This is a genomic window from Pseudomonas sp. GW458-11-26-14-LB4, assembly GCF_059423925.1.
The window spans coordinates 85,998-108,907 of the sequence record NZ_JBWKYU010000006.1 but is presented as its reverse complement, the minus strand read 5'-3'; the positions used below and the strand labels follow the sequence as shown (position 1 = coordinate 108,907).

At 61.3% G+C, this 22,910-nt stretch carries 18 protein-coding genes; 13 read left to right on the top strand and 5 right to left on the bottom strand.

The features are described 5' to 3' along the window. Window positions 1–162: 162 nt before the first annotated feature. The 3 genes from AC07XZ_RS10030 to AC07XZ_RS10020 all read left to right on the top strand — a co-directional run bounded on the left by AC07XZ_RS10030 (window position 163) and on the right by AC07XZ_RS10020 (window position 6,918). Complete coding sequence (locus AC07XZ_RS10030; protein ID WP_102686778.1) at window positions 163–3,438, top strand: transglutaminase family protein; 3,276 nt, start codon at window positions 163–165, stop codon at window positions 3,436–3,438. Between the two features lie 103 nt (window positions 3,439–3,541). Beyond that, window positions 3,542–6,028: a circularly permuted type 2 ATP-grasp protein gene (locus tag AC07XZ_RS10025; RefSeq protein ID WP_102686777.1), complete on the top strand. Its 2,487-nt coding sequence runs from the start codon at window positions 3,542–3,544 to the stop codon at window positions 6,026–6,028. Further along, window positions 6,028–6,918 (top strand): transglutaminase family protein, encoded by an 891-nt coding sequence (locus AC07XZ_RS10020; RefSeq protein ID WP_102686776.1) that lies wholly within the window; start codon window positions 6,028–6,030, stop codon window positions 6,916–6,918. Before AC07XZ_RS10025 ends, AC07XZ_RS10020 begins: the two co-directional genes overlap by 1 nt. Before the next feature lie 64 nt (window positions 6,919–6,982). On the opposite strand, the gene AC07XZ_RS10015 is transcribed toward AC07XZ_RS10020, so the two are convergent. Further along, a complete protein-coding gene (locus AC07XZ_RS10015) occupies window positions 6,983–7,162 on the bottom strand; it encodes a hypothetical protein (protein ID WP_007950694.1) in 180 nt (59 codons plus the stop codon). Window positions 7,163–7,230: 68 nt separating this feature from the next. Next, a complete protein-coding gene (locus tag AC07XZ_RS10010) occupies window positions 7,231–7,818 on the bottom strand; it encodes a cytokinin riboside 5'-monophosphate phosphoribohydrolase (RefSeq protein ID WP_085746516.1) in 588 nt (195 codons plus the stop codon). Window positions 7,819–8,159: 341 nt separating this feature from the next. Here AC07XZ_RS10010 and azu point away from each other — a divergent pair, with 341 nt between their 5' ends. After that, window positions 8,160–8,606: an azurin gene (gene azu, locus AC07XZ_RS10005; protein ID WP_007950684.1), complete on the top strand. Its 447-nt coding sequence runs from the start codon at window positions 8,160–8,162 to the stop codon at window positions 8,604–8,606. A 56-nt stretch (window positions 8,607–8,662) separates the two neighbouring features. Here azu and nadE read toward each other — a convergent pair whose 3' ends face one another. The 3 genes from nadE to AC07XZ_RS09990 form a co-directional block, all read right to left on the bottom strand. Continuing rightward, entirely contained in the window at window positions 8,663–9,490 is an 828-nt protein-coding gene (gene nadE, locus AC07XZ_RS10000) for an NAD(+) synthase (protein ID WP_007950678.1), read from the bottom strand. Between the two features lie 4 nt (window positions 9,491–9,494). After that, window positions 9,495–10,718 carry a nicotinate phosphoribosyltransferase gene (gene pncB, locus AC07XZ_RS09995; RefSeq protein WP_085685119.1) on the bottom strand — a complete coding sequence of 408 codons (1,224 nt, stop codon included), beginning with the start codon at window positions 10,716–10,718 and terminating at the stop codon, window positions 9,495–9,497. A 107-nt stretch (window positions 10,719–10,825) separates the two neighbouring features. Next, on the bottom strand, window positions 10,826–11,731 hold the full coding sequence (locus AC07XZ_RS09990) for a LysR family transcriptional regulator (protein ID WP_102686775.1): 906 nt from the start codon (window positions 11,729–11,731) through the stop codon (window positions 10,826–10,828). 161 nt (window positions 11,732–11,892) lie between these two features. On the opposite strand from AC07XZ_RS09990, the gene amaB reads away from it, so the two are divergent. The 9 genes from amaB to AC07XZ_RS09945 all read left to right on the top strand — a co-directional run bounded on the left by amaB (window position 11,893) and on the right by AC07XZ_RS09945 (window position 22,902). After that, window positions 11,893–13,383 carry an L-piperidine-6-carboxylate dehydrogenase gene (gene amaB, locus AC07XZ_RS09985; protein WP_007950668.1) on the top strand — a complete coding sequence of 497 codons (1,491 nt, stop codon included), beginning with the start codon at window positions 11,893–11,895 and terminating at the stop codon, window positions 13,381–13,383. Between the two features lie 167 nt (window positions 13,384–13,550). Beyond that, the gene (gene amaA, locus AC07XZ_RS09980; protein ID WP_102686774.1) at window positions 13,551–14,834 is read left to right on the top strand and encodes an L-pipecolate oxidase; all 1,284 of its coding nucleotides are present in this window, start codon (window positions 13,551–13,553) and stop codon (window positions 14,832–14,834) included. A 364-nt stretch (window positions 14,835–15,198) separates the two neighbouring features. Next, window positions 15,199–16,332: an ABC transporter substrate-binding protein gene (locus AC07XZ_RS09975; RefSeq protein ID WP_011332206.1), complete on the top strand. Its 1,134-nt coding sequence runs from the start codon at window positions 15,199–15,201 to the stop codon at window positions 16,330–16,332. 229 nt (window positions 16,333–16,561) lie between these two features. After that, entirely contained in the window at window positions 16,562–17,476 is a 915-nt protein-coding gene (locus AC07XZ_RS09970) for an ABC transporter permease subunit (RefSeq protein ID WP_007915894.1), read from the top strand. 3 nt (window positions 17,477–17,479) lie between these two features. Next, window positions 17,480–18,781 (top strand): high-affinity branched-chain amino acid ABC transporter permease LivM, encoded by a 1,302-nt coding sequence (gene livM / locus AC07XZ_RS09965; protein ID WP_102686773.1) that lies wholly within the window; start codon window positions 17,480–17,482, stop codon window positions 18,779–18,781. Continuing rightward, the gene (locus AC07XZ_RS09960) at window positions 18,778–19,650 is read left to right on the top strand and encodes an ATP-binding cassette domain-containing protein (RefSeq protein ID WP_102686772.1); all 873 of its coding nucleotides are present in this window, start codon (window positions 18,778–18,780) and stop codon (window positions 19,648–19,650) included. The genes livM and AC07XZ_RS09960 overlap by 4 nt, the downstream gene beginning before the upstream one ends. Continuing rightward, window positions 19,647–20,363: an ABC transporter ATP-binding protein gene (locus AC07XZ_RS09955; protein ID WP_102686771.1), complete on the top strand. Its 717-nt coding sequence runs from the start codon at window positions 19,647–19,649 to the stop codon at window positions 20,361–20,363. Before AC07XZ_RS09960 ends, AC07XZ_RS09955 begins: the two co-directional genes overlap by 4 nt. A gap of 739 nt (window positions 20,364–21,102) precedes the next feature. Then, window positions 21,103–21,867, top strand: a complete 765-nt coding sequence (locus tag AC07XZ_RS09950) for an SDR family oxidoreductase (RefSeq protein WP_102686770.1) — start codon at window positions 21,103–21,105, stop codon at window positions 21,865–21,867. 129 nt (window positions 21,868–21,996) lie between these two features. Further along, window positions 21,997–22,902 (top strand): cation diffusion facilitator family transporter, encoded by a 906-nt coding sequence (locus AC07XZ_RS09945; RefSeq protein ID WP_102686769.1) that lies wholly within the window; start codon window positions 21,997–21,999, stop codon window positions 22,900–22,902. The last annotated feature ends 8 nt before the right edge of the window (window positions 22,903–22,910 follow it).

Sequence of the window (22,910 nt, the reverse complement as noted above, 5' to 3'; positions counted from 1 at the left end):
GCCGCTTTCGCAACATTTGCGTGCAACTGTGCCAAACCATTTCACCGCATCGCCCGATTTTGGTGCTGTACTGCCCTAAGCATTCCGGGAAAGCGCCCAAGCCTCTGCATGGCATAAGTCTTGCGCGCTTTCGAATACGCTTGGGCTCGCAGGAGGCACGCCGTGTCGATTCATGTCGCATTGCATCACGTCACGCATTACCGCTACGACCGCGCTGTCGAACTCGGCCCGCAGATCGTGCGGCTGCGCCCGGCTGCCCACAGCCGCACGCGGATTCTGTCCTATTCACTGAAAGTCTCGCCCGAGCAGCACTTCATCAACTGGCAGCAGGACCCTCAGGGCAACTACCTCGCACGGCTGGTGTTCCCCGAGAAAACCGCCGAACTGCGGATCGAGGTCGATCTGCTGGCCGAGATGGCGGTGTTCAACCCGTTCGACTTTTTCCTCGAGCCCTACGCCGAGAAAATCCCCTTCGCCTACGCCGCCGATGAACGCAAGGAGCTGGCGCCGTACCTCGAAACCCTGCCGCTGACGCCGAAATTCAAGGCCTATCTGGACGCCATCGACCGCACGCCGCTGCCGGCCGTGGATTTCCTGGTGGCGCTCAACCAGCGTTTGAGCGAAGACATCAATTACCTGATCCGCATGGAGCCGGGCGTACAGACCCCGGAACACACCCTCGAACACGCCTCCGGTTCCTGCCGCGATTCGGCGTGGCTGCTGGTGCAACTGCTGCGTAACCTCGGGCTGGCGGCGCGTTTCGTCTCCGGTTATCTGATTCAACTGACCGCCGACGTGAAAAGCCTCGACGGGCCGTCCGGCACCGAAGTGGACTTCACCGACCTGCACGCGTGGTGCGAGGTGTATCTGCCCGGCGCCGGCTGGATCGGCCTTGATGCGACCTCCGGACTATTCGCCGGAGAGGGGCATATCCCGCTGGCCTGCAGTCCCGATCCGTCCTCGGCGGCGCCGATCAGCGGTCTGGTGGAACCTTGCGAATGCGAGTTCAGCCACGAAATGTCCGTGCAGCGGATCTGGGAAGCGCCGCGGGTCACCAAGCCCTACACCGATGAGCAATGGCTGGCGATCCAGACGCTGGGCCGGCAGATCGATGCCGATCTGCTGGAAGGCGATGTGCGCCTGACCATGGGCGGCGAACCGACCTTCGTGTCGATCGACGACCCCGACGGCGCCGAGTGGAACACCGCCGCGCTGGGCCCGGACAAGCGCCGGCTCTCCGCCGAACTGTTCCAGCGCATGCGCAAACATTACGCGCCCAAGGGGCTGGTGCATTTCGGCCAGGGCAAGTGGTATCCGGGTGAGCAACTGCCGCGCTGGTCGCTGAATTGCTACTGGCGCCGCGACGGCGTGCCGATCTGGCATAACAATGCACTGATCGCCGATGAGCAGCAGGATTACGGCGCCACGGGTGAACTGGCCGGGCGCTTTCTGGCGAGCGTCGCCGAACGCCTGAAACTGCCGACACGCTTCGTCTTCCCGGCCTACGAAGACAATTTCTATTACCTCTGGCGCGAGGGCGCCTTGCCGAGCAACGTCAGCGCCGAAGACTCGCGTCTGGAGGAGCCGCTGGAACGTGCGCGACTGCGCAAGGTGTTCAGTCAGGGGTTGGACAAGATCATCGGCCAGGTGCTGCCGCTGGCGCGCACCGCCAAGGGCGATCAGTGGCAGAGCGGGCGCTGGTACCTGCGCGATGAGCATTGCCGGTTGGTGCCGGGAGATTCGCCGCTCGGCTATCGCCTGCCATTGGGTTCGCAACCTTGGGTGAAGGCGGCAGAGTATCCGTTCATTCATCCGAACGATCCGAATCAGGACTTCCCCGGGCTGCCCGAAACATCGCAGCTCAACGATCACCGTGAGCCCGCTCCGGCGGACGAGCGTGTGCCGAAGATCGACGAGTCCGCCGACTGGCTGACCCGCACCGCCTTCTGCGCCGAGGCCCGGGAAGGCCGGTTGTACCTGTTCATGCCGCCGCTGGAGCGGGTCGAGGATTATCTGGAACTGGTCGCGGCCATCGAAGCCACCGCCGAGGAGCTGCATTGTCCGGTATTGCTGGAGGGCTATGAGCCGCCGAGCGATCCGCGCCTGAGCAACTTTCGCATCACCCCGGATCCCGGCGTCATAGAGGTCAACGTGCAGCCGTCGGCGACGTGGGACGAGTTGGTCGAGCGCACCGAATTTCTGTACGAAGAAGCGCGCCAGACCCGACTGTCCACCGAGAAATTCATGGTTGACGGGCGACATACCGGAACCGGCGGCGGCAACCATTTCGTCCTCGGCGGCGCGACACCGGGTGACTCACCGTTTCTGCGCCGCCCGGACCTGCTGCGTAGCCTGATCAGCTACTGGCACAACCATCCATCGCTGTCCTACCTGTTTTCCGGCCTGTTCATCGGCCCGACCTCTCAGGCGCCGCGGATCGACGAAGCGCGCAACGATGCGCTGTATGAACTGGAAATCGCTTTCGCGCAAATGCCGGCGCCGGGAGAAGACTGCCCGCCGTGGTTGGTCGACCGTTTGCTGCGCAATCTGCTGATCGACGTTACCGGCAACACCCATCGCGCCGAGTTCTGCATCGACAAGCTGTATTCACCGGATGGCTCCACCGGGCGCCTCGGGTTGCTGGAGTTGCGTGGTTTCGAGATGCCACCCCATGCGCGCATGAGCCTGGCGCAGCAGCTGTTGTTGCGAGCGCTGGTGGCGCGGTTCTGGCGCGAGCCCTATGCGCCGCCGAAACTGGCGCGCTGGGGTACGGAGCTGCACGACCGCTTCATGCTGCCGCACTTCATCGAGCAGGACTTCGCCGACGTCATCGTCGAGCTCAACAATGCCGGTTACCCCCTGCGTGCGGAATGGTTCGCGGCGCACCTTGAGTTCCGTTTTCCCAAGGTCGGCGATTACGCCGTCAACGGTATCGAGCTGGAATTGCGTCAGGCCCTTGAACCCTGGCACGTGCTGGGCGAGGAGGGCGCGGCGGGCGGTACGGTGCGCTACGTCGACTCATCGCTGGAGCGCTTGCAGGTCAAACTCACGGGGCTGCCGCCGCAGCGTTATCTGCTGACCTGCAATGGAATACCGGTGCCGCTGCAATCGACCGGCCGGGTGGGCGAGTTTGTCGCCGGTGTGCGTTTCCGCGCGTGGCAACCGGCCAATTGCCTGCAACCGACGATCCCGGTGCATGCGCCGCTGGTGTTCGACTTGCTCGATACCTGGATGCAGCGCTCGCTGGGCGGTTGCCAGTACCACGTCGCGCATCCGGGCGGGCGCAATTACGAAACGCTGCCGGTCAACGCCAACGAGGCGGAGAGCCGGCGCATGGCGCGTTTCTTCCGCATCGGACATACGCCGGGGAAACTTCCTATACCGAACCTGACAACCTCCGACGAACTACCGATGACACTCGATTTACGACGCTTCTAAATCGGCTGTTTTATTTAGGAGCGTGACGCCCGGATTTTTCGTATATCCGGGCGTCATGTGCCTGCGTTAGTCTGACCGTTCCTTGCCGGCTGCCGAGCTTTCCATGCCTGACCTGCTTGACCGCTACCCGCTGACGGCGGGCACCTATCACGAACTGCTCGACGACAGCGGGGCGGTGCGCCCGCACTGGCGGCGACTGGTCGACCAATTGCAGCGCAGCACCCCGGCGCAACTGGTGCAGCGTCAGGCGTTGCTGACCCGGCAGATTCAGGAAAACGGCGTCACCTACAACGTCTATGCCGACCCCAAGGGCGCGGATCGTCCGTGGGAACTGGATCTGCTGCCCCACGTAATCGCCGCCGACGAGTGGCAACAGCTGTCGGCCGGAATCGCCCAGCGCGCGCGGCTGCTCAATGCGGTGCTGGCGGATCTGTACGGCCCGCAGCGGCTGATCAGCGAAGGGCTGCTGCCGGCAGAACTGGTGTTCGGCCATAACAACTTCCTCTGGCCCTGTCAGGGCATTGTGCCGCCGGACGGGGCCTTTCTGCACCTGTATGCCGTCGATCTGGCGCGCACGCCGGACGGGCGCTGGTGGGTGACGGCGGATCGTACCCAGGCGCCATCCGGCGCCGGTTACGCGCTGGAAAATCGCACCATCGTGTCCCGCGCCTTTCCCGAGTTGTACCGGGATCTGAAAGTGCAGCATCTGGCCGGCTTCTTCCGCACCTTGCAGGAAACCCTGGCCCGTCAGGCCCCCTGCGACGATGACGCGCCGCTGGTGGTGTTGCTGACCCCGGGGCGTTTCAACGAAAGCTATTTCGAGCATCTCTATCTCGCCCGCCAGCTCGGTTATCCGCTGGTGGAGGGTGGAGACCTGACGGTGCGTGATGCCACGGTCTACCTGAAAACCCTCAGCGGCCTGCGCCGGGTGCACGCGATCATGCGTCGGCTCGACGATGACTTCTGCGATCCGCTGGAATTGCGCACGGATTCGGCGCTCGGCGTTCCGGGATTGCTGGAGGCGGTGCGTCAGGGCCGGGTGCTGGTGGCGAACGCGCTGGGCAGTGGCGTGCTGGAGTCGCCGGGGTTGCTGGGTTTCCTGCCGAAGATCAATCAGTACCTGTTCGGCGAAGAGCTGATTCTGCCGTCCATTGCCACGTGGTGGTGCGGCGAAGCGCCGGTGTTGGCCCAGGCCCTGGAAAAACTGCCGGAGCTGTTGATCAAACCGGCGTTTCCGTCGCAAAGTTTTGCGCCGGTATTTGGTCGGGATCTGAGCGAAAAACAGCGTGAAAGTCTCGCCGCGCGCATGCAGGCCCGGCCTTATGCTTATGTCGCGCAAGAACTCGCCCAGTTGTCCCAGGCGCCGATCTGGCAGCCCGAGGACGGGCAACTGCAACCCCGGGCAATCGGCATGCGCATGTACGCGGTGGCGAGTCACGACGGTTATCGGGTGCTGCCCGGTGGCCTGACCCGGGTCGCGGCAGAAGCCGATGCCGAAGTGGTGTCGATGCAGCGCGGTGGCGCGAGCAAGGACACCTGGGTGCTGGGGGATCGACCGCCCAGCGGTGAACAGTGGAAAGCCCAGCGCAACATCGGTGTGCCCGATCTGGTGCGACGCGATCCGTATCTGCCGTCGCGGGTGGTGGAAAACCTGTTCTGGTTCGGCCGTTACTGCGAGCGTTGCGACGACAGCGCGCGGCTGCTGCGGATCATGCTCGCGCGTTACGTCGACGGCGATGACCCGCAAGCCCTGCAGGCTGCGGTGGATCTGGGCGAGCGACTGATGCTGCTGCCGGACGAAGGTGAACTGCCGGAGCGCTTGCTCGCGGCGCTGCTCGGCGAGGACTGGTCGTTCAGTTTGCGTTCCAACCTGCAACGCTTGCAGTGGGCGGCATCGCAAGTGCGTGGCAAGCTCTCGCGGGAAAACTGGCAGGCGCTGGTGGAGCTGCAGCGTGAGGCTTCAGAGCTGGACACTGACGAGCCGGATTTCGGCGAACTGCTGGATTTTCTCAACCGGTTGGTGATGTCGCTGGCGGCGCTGTCCGGGTTTGCCCTTGACGACATGACTCGCGACGAAGGCTGGCGCTTCCTGATGATCGGCCGGCGGATTGAGCGCCTGCAATTTCTCAGCAGCAGCCTCGCGGGTTTCTTGCGCGGCGCTGGCGCGTTCGATCAGGCCGGGCTTGAGTGGTTGCTGGAGCTGGGTAACAGCAGCATCACCTATCGCTCGCGTTATCTGGCGGTGGCGCAGTTGATTCCGGTGCTCGACCTGTTGCTGCTGGATGAGCAGAACCCCCATGCGGTGCTGTTCCAGTTGACGCTGGTGACTCGCACCTTGAAGCGGCTGAATGATGACTTCGGTGTGCCGAGGGAGGCGGGGTTGCCGCCGCTGGTCGAGCGTCTGGCGCGCTTCGACCTGAGCTGTCTGGAGAATCCGCTGTTCGGCGAATCCAGCGTGCGCGCGGCCCTCGACGGTCTGGCGGACCTGCTACAGGAAATCGCCGACGCCAGCAGTCAGGTGTCGGATCGACTGGCCCTGCGCCATTTCGCCCATGTCGATGATGTCAGCCAGCGCACGGTGTCCGTCTGATGAGTGCCCATTACCAGATCCTTCACGACACCTGCTATCGCTACGACAGCCCGGTGTCCCTGGCCCAGCAACTGGCGCATCTGTGGCCGCGCGAATGCGAGTGGCAGCGCTGCAGCGAGCAGCAATTGCTGATCAGTCCGGAGCCGACCGCCCGCCGTGACGAGCAGGATGTGTTCGGCAATCCGCTGACTCGCCTCGCCTTCGAGCGACCCCACGATGAATTGCAGGTCAACGCACGGCTGACGGTGGAAGTGCTGGCGCGACCCGTGGTGGATTTCCAGCAGTCACCGGCCTGGGAACTGACGCGCAACGCGCTGACCTACAGCAGTCAACCGCTGTCCGCCTCGTTGCTGGAAGCCTGTCGCTATCGATTCCAGTCGCCCTACGTGCATCTGAAGCGCAGTTTCGTCGAGTTCTCGGAGAGCTGTTTCCCGACCGGCAGACCGTTGATGCTGGGCGTGCAGGCCCTGATGCAGAAGATCTTCAGCGAATTCACCTTCGATGCCGAAGCGACACAGGTCGCGACGCCGCTGGTGGAAGTGCTGGAGCGCCGGCGCGGGGTCTGTCAGGACTTCGCGCACCTGATGCTCGCCTGTGTGCGCTCACGCGGGTTGGCGGCGCGTTACGTCAGCGGCTACCTGCTGACCCAGCCGCCACCGGGGCAGCCACGGTTGATCGGCGCCGATGCGTCCCATGCCTGGGTTTCGGTGTTTTGCCCGGTGCTGGGCTGGGTGGACTTCGATCCGACAAACAATGTGCAGCCGGCACTGGAGCACATCACCCTGGCCTGGGGCCGGGATTTCTCCGATGTCTCGCCGTTGCGCGGGGTGATTCTGGGGGGAGGGAGCCATGATCCGGAGGTGCGGGTCACGGTGATGCCACTGGAGTAAGTGCGATCCATCGTGGGAGCCAGTCAGCTCCCACAATGGAGGGTGTTCAATTTCGCGATTCAGCTCAGGCGTCGGGTGCCTGGTCTTTCGGTGCCTCAACATCATCATCGGTCGCCACTTCACCGTCAGGGTTCAGTGCCGCTTCTTCAGCCATCTGTTTCTTGCGCTGAAGCTTTTCCTCTTTCTTCTGTTCCTTGGCCAGGTCACGTTGACGTTTGGCGAAGGAGTAATTGGGTTTGGCCATGGGCGATCCTCTGGGGTCGAAGGTGAGGTTGAGCGGCGCGTATTCTGCCCTGTATCGGTGCCCGGCGGTTAACCGGGTTTCTGGTCGACCCATTTTGGGGTGACGGTGGGCTTCCAGTTGTCGAGGGCTTCGAGCAATGTTTGCGGCGATTCACTCACTTGCAGCATGTCACGGTGCGGCGCACGAACGAAGCCTTCGCCGACGATGTGATCAAGAAATGCAGTGAGTTTGCTGTAGAAACCGTTCACTTCCAGCAGGCCCAGCGGCTTGCCGTGGTAGCCGAGCTGGCCCCAGGTCCAGACTTCGAACAGCTCCTCCAGGGTGCCGAGGCCACCGGGCAGGGCGATGAACGCATCGCTGAGTTCGGCCATCCGCGCCTTGCGGGCGTGCATGCCGTCGACCACTTCCAGACGGGTCAGGCTCTTGTGACCTATTTCCTTATCCATCAGGCTCTGCGGAATGATGCCGATCACTTCGCCACCGGCCGCCAGCGCGGCGTCAGCGACAATCCCCATCAGGCCGACGGCGCCACCGCCGTAGACCAGCGTCAGCTTACGTTCTGCGAGAGCTGTGCCGAGGGCAATGGCGGCTTTGGTGTACGCCGGGGTGGTGCCGGCGTTGGCACCGCAAAATACACAAACGGATGTGAGAGACATGCCTTCCTCCTGGGTCAATCGGTCACAGGGTAATGGCTGGCACGCCTTGATCCAAGGGCTAGACTTCGCGTTTCGGGGTTTCATAGGTGCCGCTTGCACCACAGGCGTAGGCGGCGAGCAGACTGCACAACAGGCTGTTGAAGGACATGACGGATGCTCCAGATGAACGTTGAGCCCTGAAGATACGGCCCGGCCAAACGTCTGGCTGTTAGATTGTTTCGATGAGTGTCATAGCCTGAAAGTTGTATACAATTTTTGACTCAAGTCATAGGAACTTGCGAAGATTTCAGGCAGTCTTCCAACCATTCGTGTTTTTGTTAACCCTGCCTTGGAGATTCACCATGTTTTCCAAAGTTGTTGCGGTATCCCTGCTGGCGCTGGCCAGCAGCCAATTGATGGCTGCCGAGTGCAAAACCACCGTTGATTCCACCGACCAGATGTCCTTCAACACCAAGGCCATCGAAATCGACAAGAGCTGCAAAACCTTCACCGTCGAGCTGACCCACTCCGGCAGCCTGCCGAAGAACGTCATGGGCCATAACCTGGTGATCAGCAAAGAAGCCGACATGCAGCCGATCGCCACCGACGGCCTGGCCGCCGGCATCGACAAGAACTACCTGAAGGACGGTGACGAGCGCGTTATCGCTCACACCAAGATCATCGGCGCCAAGGAAACCGACTCGCTGACCATCGACGTGTCCAAGCTCAAGGCTGACGAGAAGTACGGCTTCTTCTGCTCGTTTCCGGGCCACATCTCGATGATGAAAGGCACCGTGACCCTGAAATAAGCAACACAAGGTCAAAAAAAAAGCGTCCTGAAGGACGCTTTTTTTATGCCCTGGATTCAAGGCGCAAACGGCATGACCCGCTTGTGATGGGTCTTTTTGTAGGTGTTGACGATGATGTCGAACGCTTCCTGACGCACCGGCTCGCCGTGCAGGAAGGCGTCGATCTCGGCGTAGGTCACACCGTGGGACGCCTCGTCCGGCTTGCCCGGCGACAGGTCCTCCAGATCCGCCGTCGGCACTTTTTCCACCAGCGATTCCGGTGCGCCGAAGCTGCGGGCGATGGCCCGGACCTGATTTTTCACCAGACCGCTGAGCGGGGCCAGGTCGCAGGCGCCGTCGCCGAACTTGGTGAAGAAACCCATCACCGCTTCCGCCGCGTGGTCGGTGCCGATCACCAGGCCATGGGCCGCGCCGGCGATGGTGTACTGGGCGACCATGCGCATCCGCGCCTTGGTGTTGCCGAGCACGAAATCCACCGACACCGCGTGCTTGCCTTCGAAGGCTGCGACTTCGCTGGCCAGGGATTTGACTGCCGGGCCGATGTTGACGGTGTGGCGCTCGTCCGGGGCGATGAAGTCCACCGAGGCCTGGGCATCGTGTTCATCGAACTGCACGTCGTACGGCAGGCGCACGGCGATGAACTTGTAAGCCTCGTCACCGGTGCGCTCGCGCAGTTCACGCATGGCGCGCTGGGCCAAAAGGCCTGCGGTCAGCGAATCGACGCCGCCACTGATGCCCAGCACCAGGGTCTTGAGTCCGGAACTGGTCAGGCAATCCTGGATGAAGGTGATGCGTCGGGCGACTTCCGCTTCGAGGGCCTGGTAATCGGCGAACGGCGGCTGAACGTTGAGCTGTTCAGCAATCTCACGCTGTACGGCTTGCATGAATTCACTCCTTGCTAGAAAGGCTGGAAACGGCAGGAACCTGGAAAACGTGTCGCAAATAGGCGACGAAATTCGGGTCTTTGCAGTGGGTCTTGCCCGGCTCGTCGGAGATCTTCGCCACCGGTTGGCCATTGCAGGCGGTCATTTTAAGCACGATGCTCATCGGTTCGACACCCGGAATGTCACAGGTCAGGTTGGTGCCGATGCCGAAGCTGACATTGATCCGGCCGCGCAGCGCCCGGAAGATCTCCAGCGACTTGGGCAGCGTCAGGCTGTCGGAGAACACCAGGGTCTTGCTCATCGGGTCGATGCCGAGCTTGTGATAGTGGGCGATGCATTTTTCGCCCCACTGCACCGGATCTCCGGAATCGTGACGCAAACCGTCGAACAGCTTGGCGAAGAACAGATCGAAGTCGCCGAGGAACGCGTCGGTGGTGATGCAGTCGGTCAGGGCGATCCCCAGCAGCCCGCGATACTCGCGAACCCAGCAATCGAGGGCGGCGATCTGGCTGTCGATCAGCCGTGGACCGAGTTGCTGGTGGGCCATGATCCACTCATGAGCCATGGTGCCCAGCGGTTTCATGTCCAGTTCGCGGGACAGGTGGACGTTGCTGGTGCCGACGAAACGCCCGGGGAAATCGTGCTTGAGCACGTTCACCACTTCCTCTTGCACGCGGTAGGAAAACCGCCGGCGTGTGCCGAAATCGGCGACCTGCAACTGCGACAATTCTTCCGCCGAGGCGTTGGCGGTCAGCCAGTCGAATTTGCGATACAGCTGTTCGCGGGCCTGTTCCAGCACCGTTTCACGGTAGCGATAGCGGTTGCGCACTTCGCTGACGATCGCCAGCAGCGGCACTTCAAACAGGATCACATGCAGCCACGGCCCGCGCAGGCGGATGAACAACTCGCCGTTCTCGATGCCGGTGTGCAGGTAGCGCAGGTTGAAACGGAACAGACCGAGGAACCGCAGGAAATCCGGCTTGAGGAACGAGATGCGCTCGAGAAAACTCAACTGATCGGCGCTCAGACTCAACTCGGCCAGACGCTCGACCTGGAAGCGGATCTCCGCCAGATACGGGCGCAGATCTTCACTGTTACGGCAACGAAACTCCCATTCGACTTCGACGTTGGGGTAGTTGTGCAGCACCGCCTGCATCATCGTCAGTTTGTAGAAGTCGGTGTCGAGCAGGTTCTGCACGATGCGATCGGCAAACACACTCTCGCTCATAACGGGGTCTCCAGACGGGCCGCGCGTTGGCGCGGTATCAATCAATGGCGCTAGTGGCGCATATCCGGGGTGAGGATTGCCAGCGATTTTTATCCCGGCACAGCGCCTTAGAGCGCATCGGGGCTGTCGATCTGCTCCAGCATCCACTTCACGAAATCCCGCACCTTGGGCACTTCTGCCGCGTGTTCCGGGTAGGCCAGGTAATAGGCATCGGTGCTGGGCATTGCATGCTGCCAGGGAATGACCAGTTTGCCGTCGGCCAATTCCTCTTCCACCAGAAACCTCGGCAGCAGGGCGACGCCGCAACCGACCTGCGCCGCGCGAATGCACATATAAAAGGTTTCGAAACGCGGGCCGTGGTAGCTGTGTTCGGTCTGGTAACCCTGGCTGTCGAACCAGTCGTGCCACGCTTGTGGGCGCGAAGCATTCTGCAGCAGGACCAGATCGGTGAGTTGCGTTGGATCAGTCAACGGAGTGTCCGGCAGGCTGCTCGGCGCGCAGACCGGCACCAGTTCTTCGCCGAACAGCTTCAGGCATTCGGTGCCGGGACGTGAACCCTGGCCGAAATAGAATGCCAGGTCGCTGCGCCCTTGCAGCAGGTCATCGGCCTCCTGCTCGTTGCAAAGGTCCAGATGAATCGATGGATGGCGCAGACGCCAGCCCTTGAGGCGCGGCACCAGCCAGCGGGCGCCGAAGGTCGAGGGTGTGGAAACGCGCAGGACTTCGGTTTCGCCGCCGTAGGAACGCAGGTAATGGGTCGACATCTCGACCTGGGTCAGGATTTTTCTGACTTCCACCAGGTACAGATCGCCGGCGGGGGTCATCTGCAAACGGCGGCGCACCCGGCGGAACAACAAGTGCTGCAGCAATTCTTCGAGCTGCGCCACCTGCTTGCTGACAGCGCTCTGGGTCAGGTTCAGTTCCTCGGCGGCCCGGGTGAAACTCAGGTGCCGGGTCACGGCCTCGAAGCACTGCAACGCGGTGATCGACGGCAAGTGGCGTTTGTTCAGCATGGGCGATCCTTTTCTTGTCTTTCTGCGCAGCATGAATAAACGGAATGATATCTCGCGTAAAGGTCGTTTGTTGCACAGCCTTCCTGACGCTACAACTAAAGGTCTGCCCGGTCGTGAAAACGCGCCCGCACACATTCAGTTTTTTGCTCGAGGAGTGACCCATGGTTGCCGCATTGCTTGATCGTCTAGGTGTGAACCCGGCCCTGTACCAGAACGGCAAAGTGCCGGTGCATTCGCCCATCGACGGCAGCCGCATCGGCGCCGTGAACTGGGAAGGCCCGGCCGAAGTCGAGCAGCACATCAGTCGCGCAGATCATGCGTTCGAACAATGGCGCAAGGTGCCGGCCCCGCGTCGCGGCGAGCTGGTGCGTCAGTTCGGCGAAGTGCTGCGTGAATACAAGACCGAACTCGGTGAGCTGGTGTCCTGGGAAGCGGGCAAGATCACCCAGGAAGGCCTCGGTGAAGTGCAGGAGATGATCGACATCTGCGATTTCGCCGTCGGGCTGTCCCGCCAGTTGTACGGTTTGACCATCGCCTCCGAGCGCCCGGGCCACCACATGCGTGAAACCTGGCACCCGCTGGGCGTGGTCGGCGTGATCAGTGCGTTCAACTTCCCGGTCGCGGTGTGGGCGTGGAACACCACGCTGGCGCTGGTCTGCGGCAACCCGGTGGTATGGAAGCCGTCGGAGAAAACCCCGCTGACCGCGCTGGCCTGTCAGGCGCTGTTCGAACGCGTACTGAAGAATTTCAGCGATGCCCCGGCGCACCTGAGCCAGGTGATCATCGGCGGTCGCGATGCCGGCGAAGCGCTGGTGGATGACCCGCGTGTCGCGCTGATCAGCGCCACCGGCAGCACCCGCATGGGCCGCGAAGTGGCGCCGAAAGTCGCTGCGCGTTTCGCCCGCAGCATTCTCGAACTGGGTGGCAACAACGCAATGATCCTCGGCCCGAGCGCCGATCTGGACATGGCAGTGCGCGCCATTCTGTTCAGCGCCGTCGGCACCGCCGGCCAGCGTTGCACCACGTTGCGTCGCCTGATCGCCCATGAATCGGTGAAAGAAGAAATCGTCACCCGACTGAAAGCTGCGTACTCCAAAGTCCGTATCGGTCACCCGCTGGAAGGCAACCTGATCGGTCCGCTGATCGACAAGCACAGCTTCGAAAACATGCAGGACGCGCTGGAACAAGCGTTGAGCGAGGGCGGTCGGGTATTCGGCGGCAAGCGCCAACTGGAAGATCAATTCCCCAATGCTTACTACGTGGCGCCGGCCATTGTTGAAATGCCGGAGCAGAGCGACGTGGTGTGCAGCGAAACTTTCGCTCCGATCCTGTACGTGGTCGGCTACAGCGATTTTGAAGAGGCGCTGCGCCTGAACAACGCCGTGCCGCAAGGCCTGTCGTCGTGCATTTTCACCACTGATGTGCGCGAGGCCGAGAAATTCATGTCGGCGGTAGGCAGTGACTGCGGCATTGCCAACGTCAATATCGGCCCGAGCGGCGCGGAAATCGGCGGCGCGTTTGGCGGTGAAAAAGAAACCGGTGGTGGTCGCGAGTCGGGCTCGGATGCGTGGCGCGCGTACATGCGCCGGCAGACCAACACCGTGAACTACTCGCTGGAGTTGCCGCTGGCGCAGGGCATTACGTTCGATTGAGGGTTGAGCGGTAAGTCCCTTGTGGGAGCGAGCCTGCTCGCGATAGCAGTGTGTCAGTCGACACCAATGTTGGCTGAAACGCCGCTTTCGTTGGAGCGCCGCCCGGAGCAGGCTCGCTTCCACATTGTTGAACTGTGTGTTTGTTAGGTTTCTGTTGGAGTCTGGCAATGCCGTTACGCGAAGAATGTCTGTGGGAAAACCTCACGCCGCAACGACCGGATAACACGGCGCTCAGGGGCGAGGTCAAGGTTGATGTCTGCGTGATCGGCGCCGGGTTTACCGGGTTGTCGGCGGCGCTGCATCTGTTGGAAAAAGGCAAGAGCGTCTGCGTGCTCGAAGCCCATCGCGCCGGGCATGGAGGCTCCGGGCGCAACGTCGGGCTGGTCAACGCCGGGATGTGGATTCCGCCGGACGAGATCGAGGCCGGCTTTGGCGAGGCGGTTGGCAGCCAGCTCAACCGCATGCTTGGTGCGGCGCCGGCGCTGGTGTTCAGCCTTGTGGATAAGTACAACATCGATTGCCAGTTGCGCCGCGAAGGCACCCTGCACATGGCGCACAACGCCAAGGGCGAGGCGGACCTGCGCAGTCGCGAAGAACAGTGGAAACGCCGGGGGGCGCCGGTTGAACTGCTGACCGGCAAGGCCTGTGAACAGGCGACCGGCACACAGAAGATTGCCGCCGCGCTGCTCGACCGGCGCGCCGGTACGCTCAATCCGATGGCCTACGTCACCGGGCTGGCCAACGCTGTAATGAGCCTTGGCGGGCAAATGTTCGATCATTCCCCGGTCGCGCGTCTTGAGCGCCAGGGGCAGAAATGGTCGGTGCAGACCGAGCAGGGTTCGGTGCTCGCCGAACAAGTGGTGATCGCCTCCAACGCCTACACCGAAGGCGACTGGACCGAACTCAAGCGCAACTTCTTTCCCGGTTACTACTATCAGGTCGCTTCGGTGCCGCTCACCGAAGACGCCGCCCAGGAAATTCTCCCGGGCGGGCAGGGCTCGTGGGATACCCGTCAGGTGCTGAGCAGCATCCGCCGTGACAAGGATGGTCGTCTGCTGCTGGGCAGTCTCGGCAACGGCAATCAGAAACCGACCTGGTTCCTCAAGGCCTGGGCCGACCGGGTGCAGCAGCATTACTTCCCCAACCTCAAACCCGTGGAGTGGGAATGCACCTGGACCGGGCGCATCGCTTTCACTCCCGATCACCTGATGCGCCTGTTCGAGCCGGCGCCCGGACTGGTGGCCGTCACTGGTTATAACGGCCGTGGCGTGACCACCGGCACCGTGGTCGGCAAGGCCTTCGCCGATTACCTGTGTAACGGAAATCCTCAGGCATTGCCGATTCCCTTCGCACCGATGCAGCCCCTGGCGGGTGTGGGCTTGCGCAGTTGTCTGTACGAGGCGGGGTTCTCGCTGTATCACGCGGGCCAGTGCCTGCGGATCGTCATTTGAGTGTTGAAATATGTTGCCGGAAGCGGCGCTTTTCGATGTAGCGACTAGCCTGTAATGGTGCGGGTTGTAGCAGTCCCGCACCAGCAGTGTGCAGTTCGGTGACGCGGGCTGTTACAGGCTGGTTGCACGTCGTTTGGCGCCGCGGTTGCAATGATGGCGCGTGCGGGTTGCGCCTGAAAAAATAATTGGTTTCACCTTCCGCGGTTTAGACGGTTGCACGCCCAATGAAAATGGGAACGAAACAGTCGAAATAACAAGAAAGCAGCGACTTTTTGAAGAATAAAAAACCGATGGCACGGCCCTTGCTCTGAGCATTCAAGTGAAGTCGCAGTGCCAACTAAAAAAAACCTTGGAGCACCACCTCATGTCCCAGACGTTTTACAAGAAAGGCTTTCTGGCCCTCGCAGTGGCTACTGCGCTGGGTGTTTCTGCGTTTGCACAAGCTGATGTGAAAATCGGTGTGGCGGGTCCGATGACGGGCGCCAACGCGGCATTTGGCGAACAGTACATGAAAGGGGCACAAGCGGCGGCCGACGCGGTCAACGCGGCGGGCGGCGTCAACGGGGAGAAGATCGTCCTGGTCAAGGGCGATGACGCTTGCGAGCCGAAACAGGCGGTGACGGTCGCCAAGGACCTCACCAACCAGAAGGTCGCCGGTGTGGTCGGCCACTTCTGCTCGTCCTCCACCATTCCTGCGTCCGAGATCTACGACGAAGCCGGCATCATCGCGATCACCCCGGGTTCCACCAACCCGCAAGTGACCGAGCGCGGCCTGAGCGCCATGTTCCGGATGTGCGGCCGTGACGACCAGCAAGGCATCGTGGCCGGCGACTACATCGTCGACGTGCTCAAGGGCAAGAAAGTCGTCGTGCTGCACGACAAGGACACCTACGGTCAGGGCCTGGCCGATGCCACCAAGGCTCAGCTGGAAAAACGCGGCGTGAAGCCGGTGTTGTACGAAGGCCTGACCCGTGGCGAAAAAGACTTCAGCACCATCGTCACCAAGATCCGTGGCGCCGGCGCCGATGTTGTCTACTTCGGTGGCCTGCACCCGGAAGCCGGCCCGCTGGTTCGCCAACTGCGTGAGCAAGGCCTGAAAGACGTCAAGTTCATGTCCGATGACGGCATCGTGACCGACGAACTGGTGACCACCGCCGGTGGCCCGCAATTCGTCGACGGCGTGCTGATGACGTTTGGTGCCGACCCGCGCCTGCTGCCAGACAGCAAGACTGTGGTAGATGCGTTCCGCAAGGCTGGCACCGAGCCTGAAGGCTACACCCTGTACGCCTATGCATCGGTTCAGGCCCTGGCCGCCGCCTTCAACGGCGCCAAGTCGAACAAGGGCGAGGAGGCCGCTGCCTGGCTGAAGAAGAACCCGGTCAAGACCGTCATGGGTGAGAAGACCTGGGACTCCAAAGGCGACCTGAAGGTCTCCGACTACGTGGTCTACCAGTGGGACAAGGATGGCAAATATCACCAGCTGGAAAAACAGAAATAACGGCACCTGATCAACCGGACGCCACATTCCCTGTGGGAGCGTGCTTGCCCGCGATGACGGCCTGACAGTCGACAACTTTGTTGAATGTTCTACCGCTATCGCTGGCAAGCCAGCTCCCACAAGGGGGTTGCGGTTTCCTGTCTGACATTGCTCCGACGTAAATCTGTATTTTTCCTAGAAGAACCGCGCGCCCCAGGGTGTGCAGGTTCTCACTGCGTGAGATTGCGTTATGGATGGTATTTTCCTGCAGCAACTGGTCAACGGCCTGACCCTCGGGTCGGTCTACGGCCTGATCGCCATCGGCTACACAATGGTCTACGGCATCATCGGCATGATCAACTTCGCCCACGGCGAGGTTTACATGATTTCCGCTTACCTCGCGGCAATCAGTCTGGCTCTGCTGGCTTACTTCGGTATTGAATCCTTCCCACTGCTGATGCTCGGCACCCTGATATTCACCATCGTGATCACGGCGGTGTATGGCTGGGTCATCGAGCGAGTCGCTTACAAACCCCTGCGCAACTCCACCCGACTGGCACCGTTGATCAGCGCCATCGGCATCTCCCTGATTCTGCAAAACTACGCACAGATCGCCCAGGGCGCCAAACAACAGGGCGTACCCACGCTGCTGACCGGTGCATGGCGTGTCGAAGTCGGTACCGGCTTCGTGCAACTGACCTACACCAAAGTCTTCATCCTGGTGGCCGCATTCGTCGGCATGGGCCTGCTGACCTACGTCATCAAGTACACCAAGCTCGGGCGCATGTGCCGTGCGACCCAGCAAGACCGCAAAATGGCTTCGATCCTCGGCATCAACACCGACCGGGTCATTTCCTACGTGTTCATCATCGGTGCGGCCATGGCGGCGTTGGCGGGCGTGCTGATCACCATGAACTACGGCACCTTCGACTTCTATGCCGGCTTCATCATCGGCATCAAGGCATTTACTGCGGCGGTACTGGGCGGGATCGGTTCGCTGCCTGGCGCCATGCTCGGCGGGATCATCCTCGGGATCTCCGAGTCGCTGTTCTCGGGCCTGGTCAACTCCGACTACAAAGACGTGTTCAGCTTCTCGCTGCTCGTACTTGTTCTGGTCTTCCGGCCTCAGGGCCTGCTGGGTCGTCCTCTTGTGTCGAAGGTGTAAGCGATGTCTTCAACCACTACAAAATCCATCGATGTCAAAAAAAGCCTGGTTGAGGCGATTCTCGCCGGTCTGATTGCCCTGATCGTGTTCGGGCCGATTGTCGGCGTGGTACTCGACGGCTACAGCTTCAACCTCGAACCGAGCCGCGTGGCGTGGATCATTGCCATCGTCATGGCCGGCCGTTTTGCCCTCAGTCTGTTCCTGCAAACCCCCAAGGGCCTGCGCATTCTCGACGGATTCGAGAGCACCGGTTCCGGCGTGCACGTGCTGGCCCCGGACTACAAATCGCGCCTGCGCTGGATCATCCCGCTGATGATCGCCATCGCCGTGGCGTTGCCGTTCTTCTCCAACTCCTACCTGCTGGGCGTGGTCATCCTCGGACTGATCTACGTGCTGCTGGGTCTGGGCCTGAACATCGTGGTCGGTCTGGCCGGCCTGCTCGACCTGGGTTACGTGGCGTTCTACGCCATCGGCGCCTACGGTCTGGCGCTCGGATATCAGTACCTCGGGCTGGGCTTCTGGACCGTGCTGCCGCTGGCGGCGATCACTGCTGGCCTTGCCGGTTGCATCCTCGGTTTCCCGGTGCTGCGCCTGCACGGCGACTACCTGGCGATCGTGACCCTGGGCTTCGGTGAAATCATTCGTCTGGTGCTCAACAACTGGCTGTCCCTGACCGGCGGTCCGAACGGCATGCCGGCGCCACTGCCGACCTTCTTCGGTCTGGAATTCGGCAAGCGGGCGAAGGATGGCGGGGTACCGTTTCACGAGTTCTTCGGCATCGCCTACAACCCGGACGTGAAGTATTACTTCATCTATGCCGTGCTGTTCCTGGTGGTACTGGCCGTGCTGTACATCAAGCATCGCCTGGTGAAGATGCCGGTCGGCCGCGCCTGGGAAGCCCTGCGTGAAGACGAAATCGCCTGCCGCTCGATGGGCCTCAACCACGTGCTGGTCAAGCTCTCGGCGTTCACCATCGGTGCGTCGACGGCAGGTCTGGCGGGTGTGTTCTTCGCCACTTACCAAGGCTTCGTCAACCCGACCTCGTTCACCTTCTTCGAATCGGCATTGATCCTCGCCATCGTGGTGCTCGGCGGCATGGGCTCGACCATCGGTGTGGTGATTGCAGCGTTCGTGCTGACCGTCGCCCCGGAACTGCTGCGCGGCTTCGCCGAATACCGCGTGCTGCTGTTCGGGATCCTGATGGTGTTGATGATGATCTGGCGACCTCGCGGGCTGATCCGCATCAGCCGTACCGGAGTCACTCCACGCAAAGGTGCCATTCACTATGAGAGGACTGCGCCATGAGTGAAGTCGTACTCTCTGTTGAAAAACTGATGATGCACTTCGGTGGCATCAAGGCCTTGAGCGATGTCAGCCTGAAGGTCAAGCGCAACTCGATCTTCGCCCTGATCGGCCCCAACGGCGCCGGCAAGACCACGGTGTTCAACTGCCTGACCGGTTTCTATAAAGCCTCCGGCGGCAAGATCGAACTCAACGTGCGCGGCCAGCAGGCCAACGTCATCCAGCTACTGGGCGAGTCGTTCAAGCCGACCGACTTCGTCTCGCCGAAAAACTTTGCCAGCCGTCTGTATTACAAGATGTTCGGCGGCACCCATCTGGTGAACCGCGCCGGCCTGGCCCGGACGTTCCAGAACATTCGCCTGTTCAAGGAAATGTCGGTGCTGGAAAACCTGCTGGTGGCCCAGCACATGTGGGTGAACCGCAACATGCTGGCCGGCATCCTCAACACCAAGGGCTATCGCAAGGCTGAAAGCGACGCGCTGGACTGCGCGTTCTACTGGCTGGAAGTGGTGGATCTGGTGGACTGCGCCAACCGTCTGGCCGGTGAACTGTCCTACGGCCAGCAACGCCGTCTGGAAATCGCCCGGGCCATGTGCACGCGGCCGCAGATCATCTGCCTCGACGAACCGGCCGCCGGCCTCAACCCTCAGGAAACCGAAGCGCTGAGCGCGATGATCCGGCTGCTGCGCGACGAGCACGATCTGACCGTGGTGCTGATCGAACACGACATGGGCATGGTAATGAGCATTTCCGATCACATTGTGGTGCTGGACCACGGCATCGTCATCGCCGAGGGCGGACCGGATGCCATTCGTAACGATCCGAAAGTGATCGCGGCCTACCTGGGCGCCGACGAAGAGGAAGTCGTATGACGCAACCCATCCTCGAACTCAAGGATCTGGACGTGTTCTACGGTCCGATCCAGGCCCTCAAAGGCGTTTCGCTGCAGATCAACGAAGGGGAAACTGTCAGCCTGATCGGCTCCAACGGTGCCGGTAAATCCACCCTGCTGATGTCGATCTTCGGCCAGCCACGGGCGGCGGGCGGACTGATCCTCTATCAAGGCGTGGACATTACCCACAAGTCATCGCACTACATCGCTTCCAACGGCATTGCGCAATCGCCGGAAGGGCGGCGGGTGTTCCCTGACATGACCGTCGAGGAAAACCTGCTGATGGGCACCATTCCGATCGGTGACAAGTACGCCAAGGAAGACATGCAGCGCATGTTCGAGCTGTTCCCGCGGCTCGAAGAGCGCCGCACGCAGCGGGCGATGACCATGTCCGGCGGCGAGCAGCAAATGCTCGCCATCGCCCGGGCGCTGATGAGCCGGCCCAAGCTGTTGCTGCTGGATGAACCAAGCCTGGGGCTGGCGCCGATCGTGGTGAAACAGATCTTCGCCACCCTGCGGGAACTGGCGAAAACCGGCATGACCATTTTCCTCGTCGAGCAGAACGCCAACCATGCGTTGAAACTGTCCGACCGGGCGTACGTGATGGTCAACGGCGAGATCCGCCTGACGGGCACCGGCCAGGAATTGCTGGTGAACGAGGAAGTGCGCAACGCTTACCTCGGCGGTCACTGATCGTTTGAAGTTGTCCACAAGCCCCGATGCGTGAGTGTCGGGGCTTTTTTGCGTCTGCTCGTTCACTGGAAACCAGGACTTTCGGGAAATTGTGGAAAACAAAATCGCCAACCTGCCAAAGCGCGACATAAAGCCGCTGCAAATGGCTGTTTTTCCACAGTTTTGACTTGTCCCCGTTTGCTGTGGAGCTGGCTGTGAATAACGTGGGTGTAGCTGGCTGAAAGCCTTTGAAACCGTGGCTTGCAGCGCTGTGGTTGTTTTTTGATCAGCGTGTTTTCGCTGAGGAGAAGGCCTGTTTGTCAACCTTTTTATGGGGGTGCAAAACAGCGCTGATGGCTGTGGTCAATCCTGTGGATAAGTCTGTGATTAAACTCTGGAAAGACTTGGCTAAGGGCCGTAATTGCTGGCCTCGCGCAATCATGGCCATGACCGGTCGGTCGTGCAAAATGCCCTGCCCGGCACAACTGGTTGTTCAGGGTCAAGCAAAAAACTTTCTGAATCGCTCGCAAAGCCTTGTGTGGCGCGGCTTTGCGCTTTTCCACTTGCCCCCGGAAACTGTGGAAGGGCTTGTGGATAACGTGCGTGCACATGGCTACAGGCCGCGGCGCATATGGCGTAGCGGCCGCTGATCAATTAATGAGCAGGATTCGGTGGTTGCCGGTTAAAGCGGGGCCGGGCATGCTGCCCGCTGATTTTCTATTCCAATGGCTGCCCCGGCGGCCGAAGCAAGGAGAACACGATGTCCAACACCCTGTTTATCACCGGCGCGACCTCCGGTTTTGGTGAAGCCTGTGCCCGTCGTTTTGCCGAGGCCGGCTGGAAACTGGTGCTGACCGGTCGTCGTGAAGAACGCCTCAATGCGCTATGCGCCGAGCTGTCGAAGCAGACCGAAGTGCATGGCCTGGTGCTGGACGTGCGTGATCGCAAGGCGATGGAGGAGGCGATTGCCAACCTGCCGCCATCGTTCGCCAAGCTGCGCGGCCTGATCAACAACGCCGGGCTGGCGCTGGGCGTGGACCCTGCACCGAAGTGCGACCTCGACGATTGGGACACCATGGTCGACACCAACGTCAAAGGCCTGATGTACAGCACTCGCCTGTTGCTGCCTCGCCTGATCGCCCACGGTCGCGGCGCCGGCATCGTCAACCTCGGCTCCATCGCAGGTAGCTACCCGTACCCGGGCAGCCACGTCTATGGCGCTACCAAGGCGTTCGTGAAACAGTTCTCGCTGAACCTGCGCTGCGACCTGCAGGGCACCGGCGTGCGCGTCAGCAACATCGAGCCGGGCCTGTGCGAGAGCGAGTTCTCGCTGGTGCGTTTCGCCGGTGACCAGGCGCGTTACGACGCCACCTACGCCGGTGCCGAGCCGATCCAGCCGCAGGACATCGCCGAGACGATCTTCTGGGTGCTGAATGCGCCGGCGCACATCAACATCAACAGCCTTGAGCTGATGCCGGTGAGCCAGACCTGGGCCGGTTTTGCCATCGAGCGTAACAAGGCTTGATACGGTTTTGCCCTCTTTGCCAGTCTGCTGGCGAAGAGGGCAAATCGGCCAAATTCTGGCAGTAAGGTAGACTCACTCCTCAAGGACCCCACCGCACCCTGCGGTTTTCAAGGTTTTCGAGGAGTCAAAGTGAGTAACCGAGGTGAGCAGTCGCTGCTCAAACAATCGACCATCCTGATGTTGGCCGTGTCGATCGCCGGGATCGCCACCGGTTTTGTTTCGGGTTCCCAATCCATCCTGTTCGATGGCTTTTTTTCGCTGATCGCAACCTTCATCAAAGTTCTGATGCTGATCACCGCGAAGCTGATCGCCAAGCAAAGCAACCAGCGTTTCCAGTTCGGTTTCTGGCATCTGGAGCCGATGGTGCTGCTGATCGAGGGCAGTTTCCTGCTGCTGATCGCCATCTACGCGTTTCTCAACGGTGTGTTCGGCATCATCAACGGCGGTCGTGAAATCGAGCTGGGGCTGGTGATCATCTACGCGGCGGTGTTCACCGTTGTCGAGTTCGCCTACTTCTTCTACGTGCGTCACCGCAATCGCAAGCTCAAGTCGAGCCTCATCCAGTTCGACAACATCAGCTGGCTGGTGGACGCGATGCTGTCGGTGGGCCTGCTGATCAGTTTCCTCGCGGCGCTGCTGCTCAAGTCCCAGGGTTATGGCGAGTGGGCGAAGTTCGTCGACCCGCTGATCCTGATCGTGCTGGCCCTGACCATGCTGCCACCGGCCTTCAAGATTCTCGGCCCGGCGCTGCGGGACGTGCTCGGTATTGCGCCGGACACGCTGGACGATCAGGTGCGCCAGGTGATGGATGCGGCCAAGGTCGAGCATGGTTTCGACGACTACGTGTCCTACGTGCAGAAGCACGGGCGGGCGCGGTTCATCGAAATTCATGTGGTGTTGCCGGCGAATTACCGGCTGCAGAGCGTCGGTCAGCTGGATGTGCTGCGTGAGGAGATTTCCGCGAAGCTGGGCAAACCGGATGCGGCGCGCTGGCTGACCATCAGCTTCACCGGCGACAGGAAGTGGATTGCCTGATGTTGCGT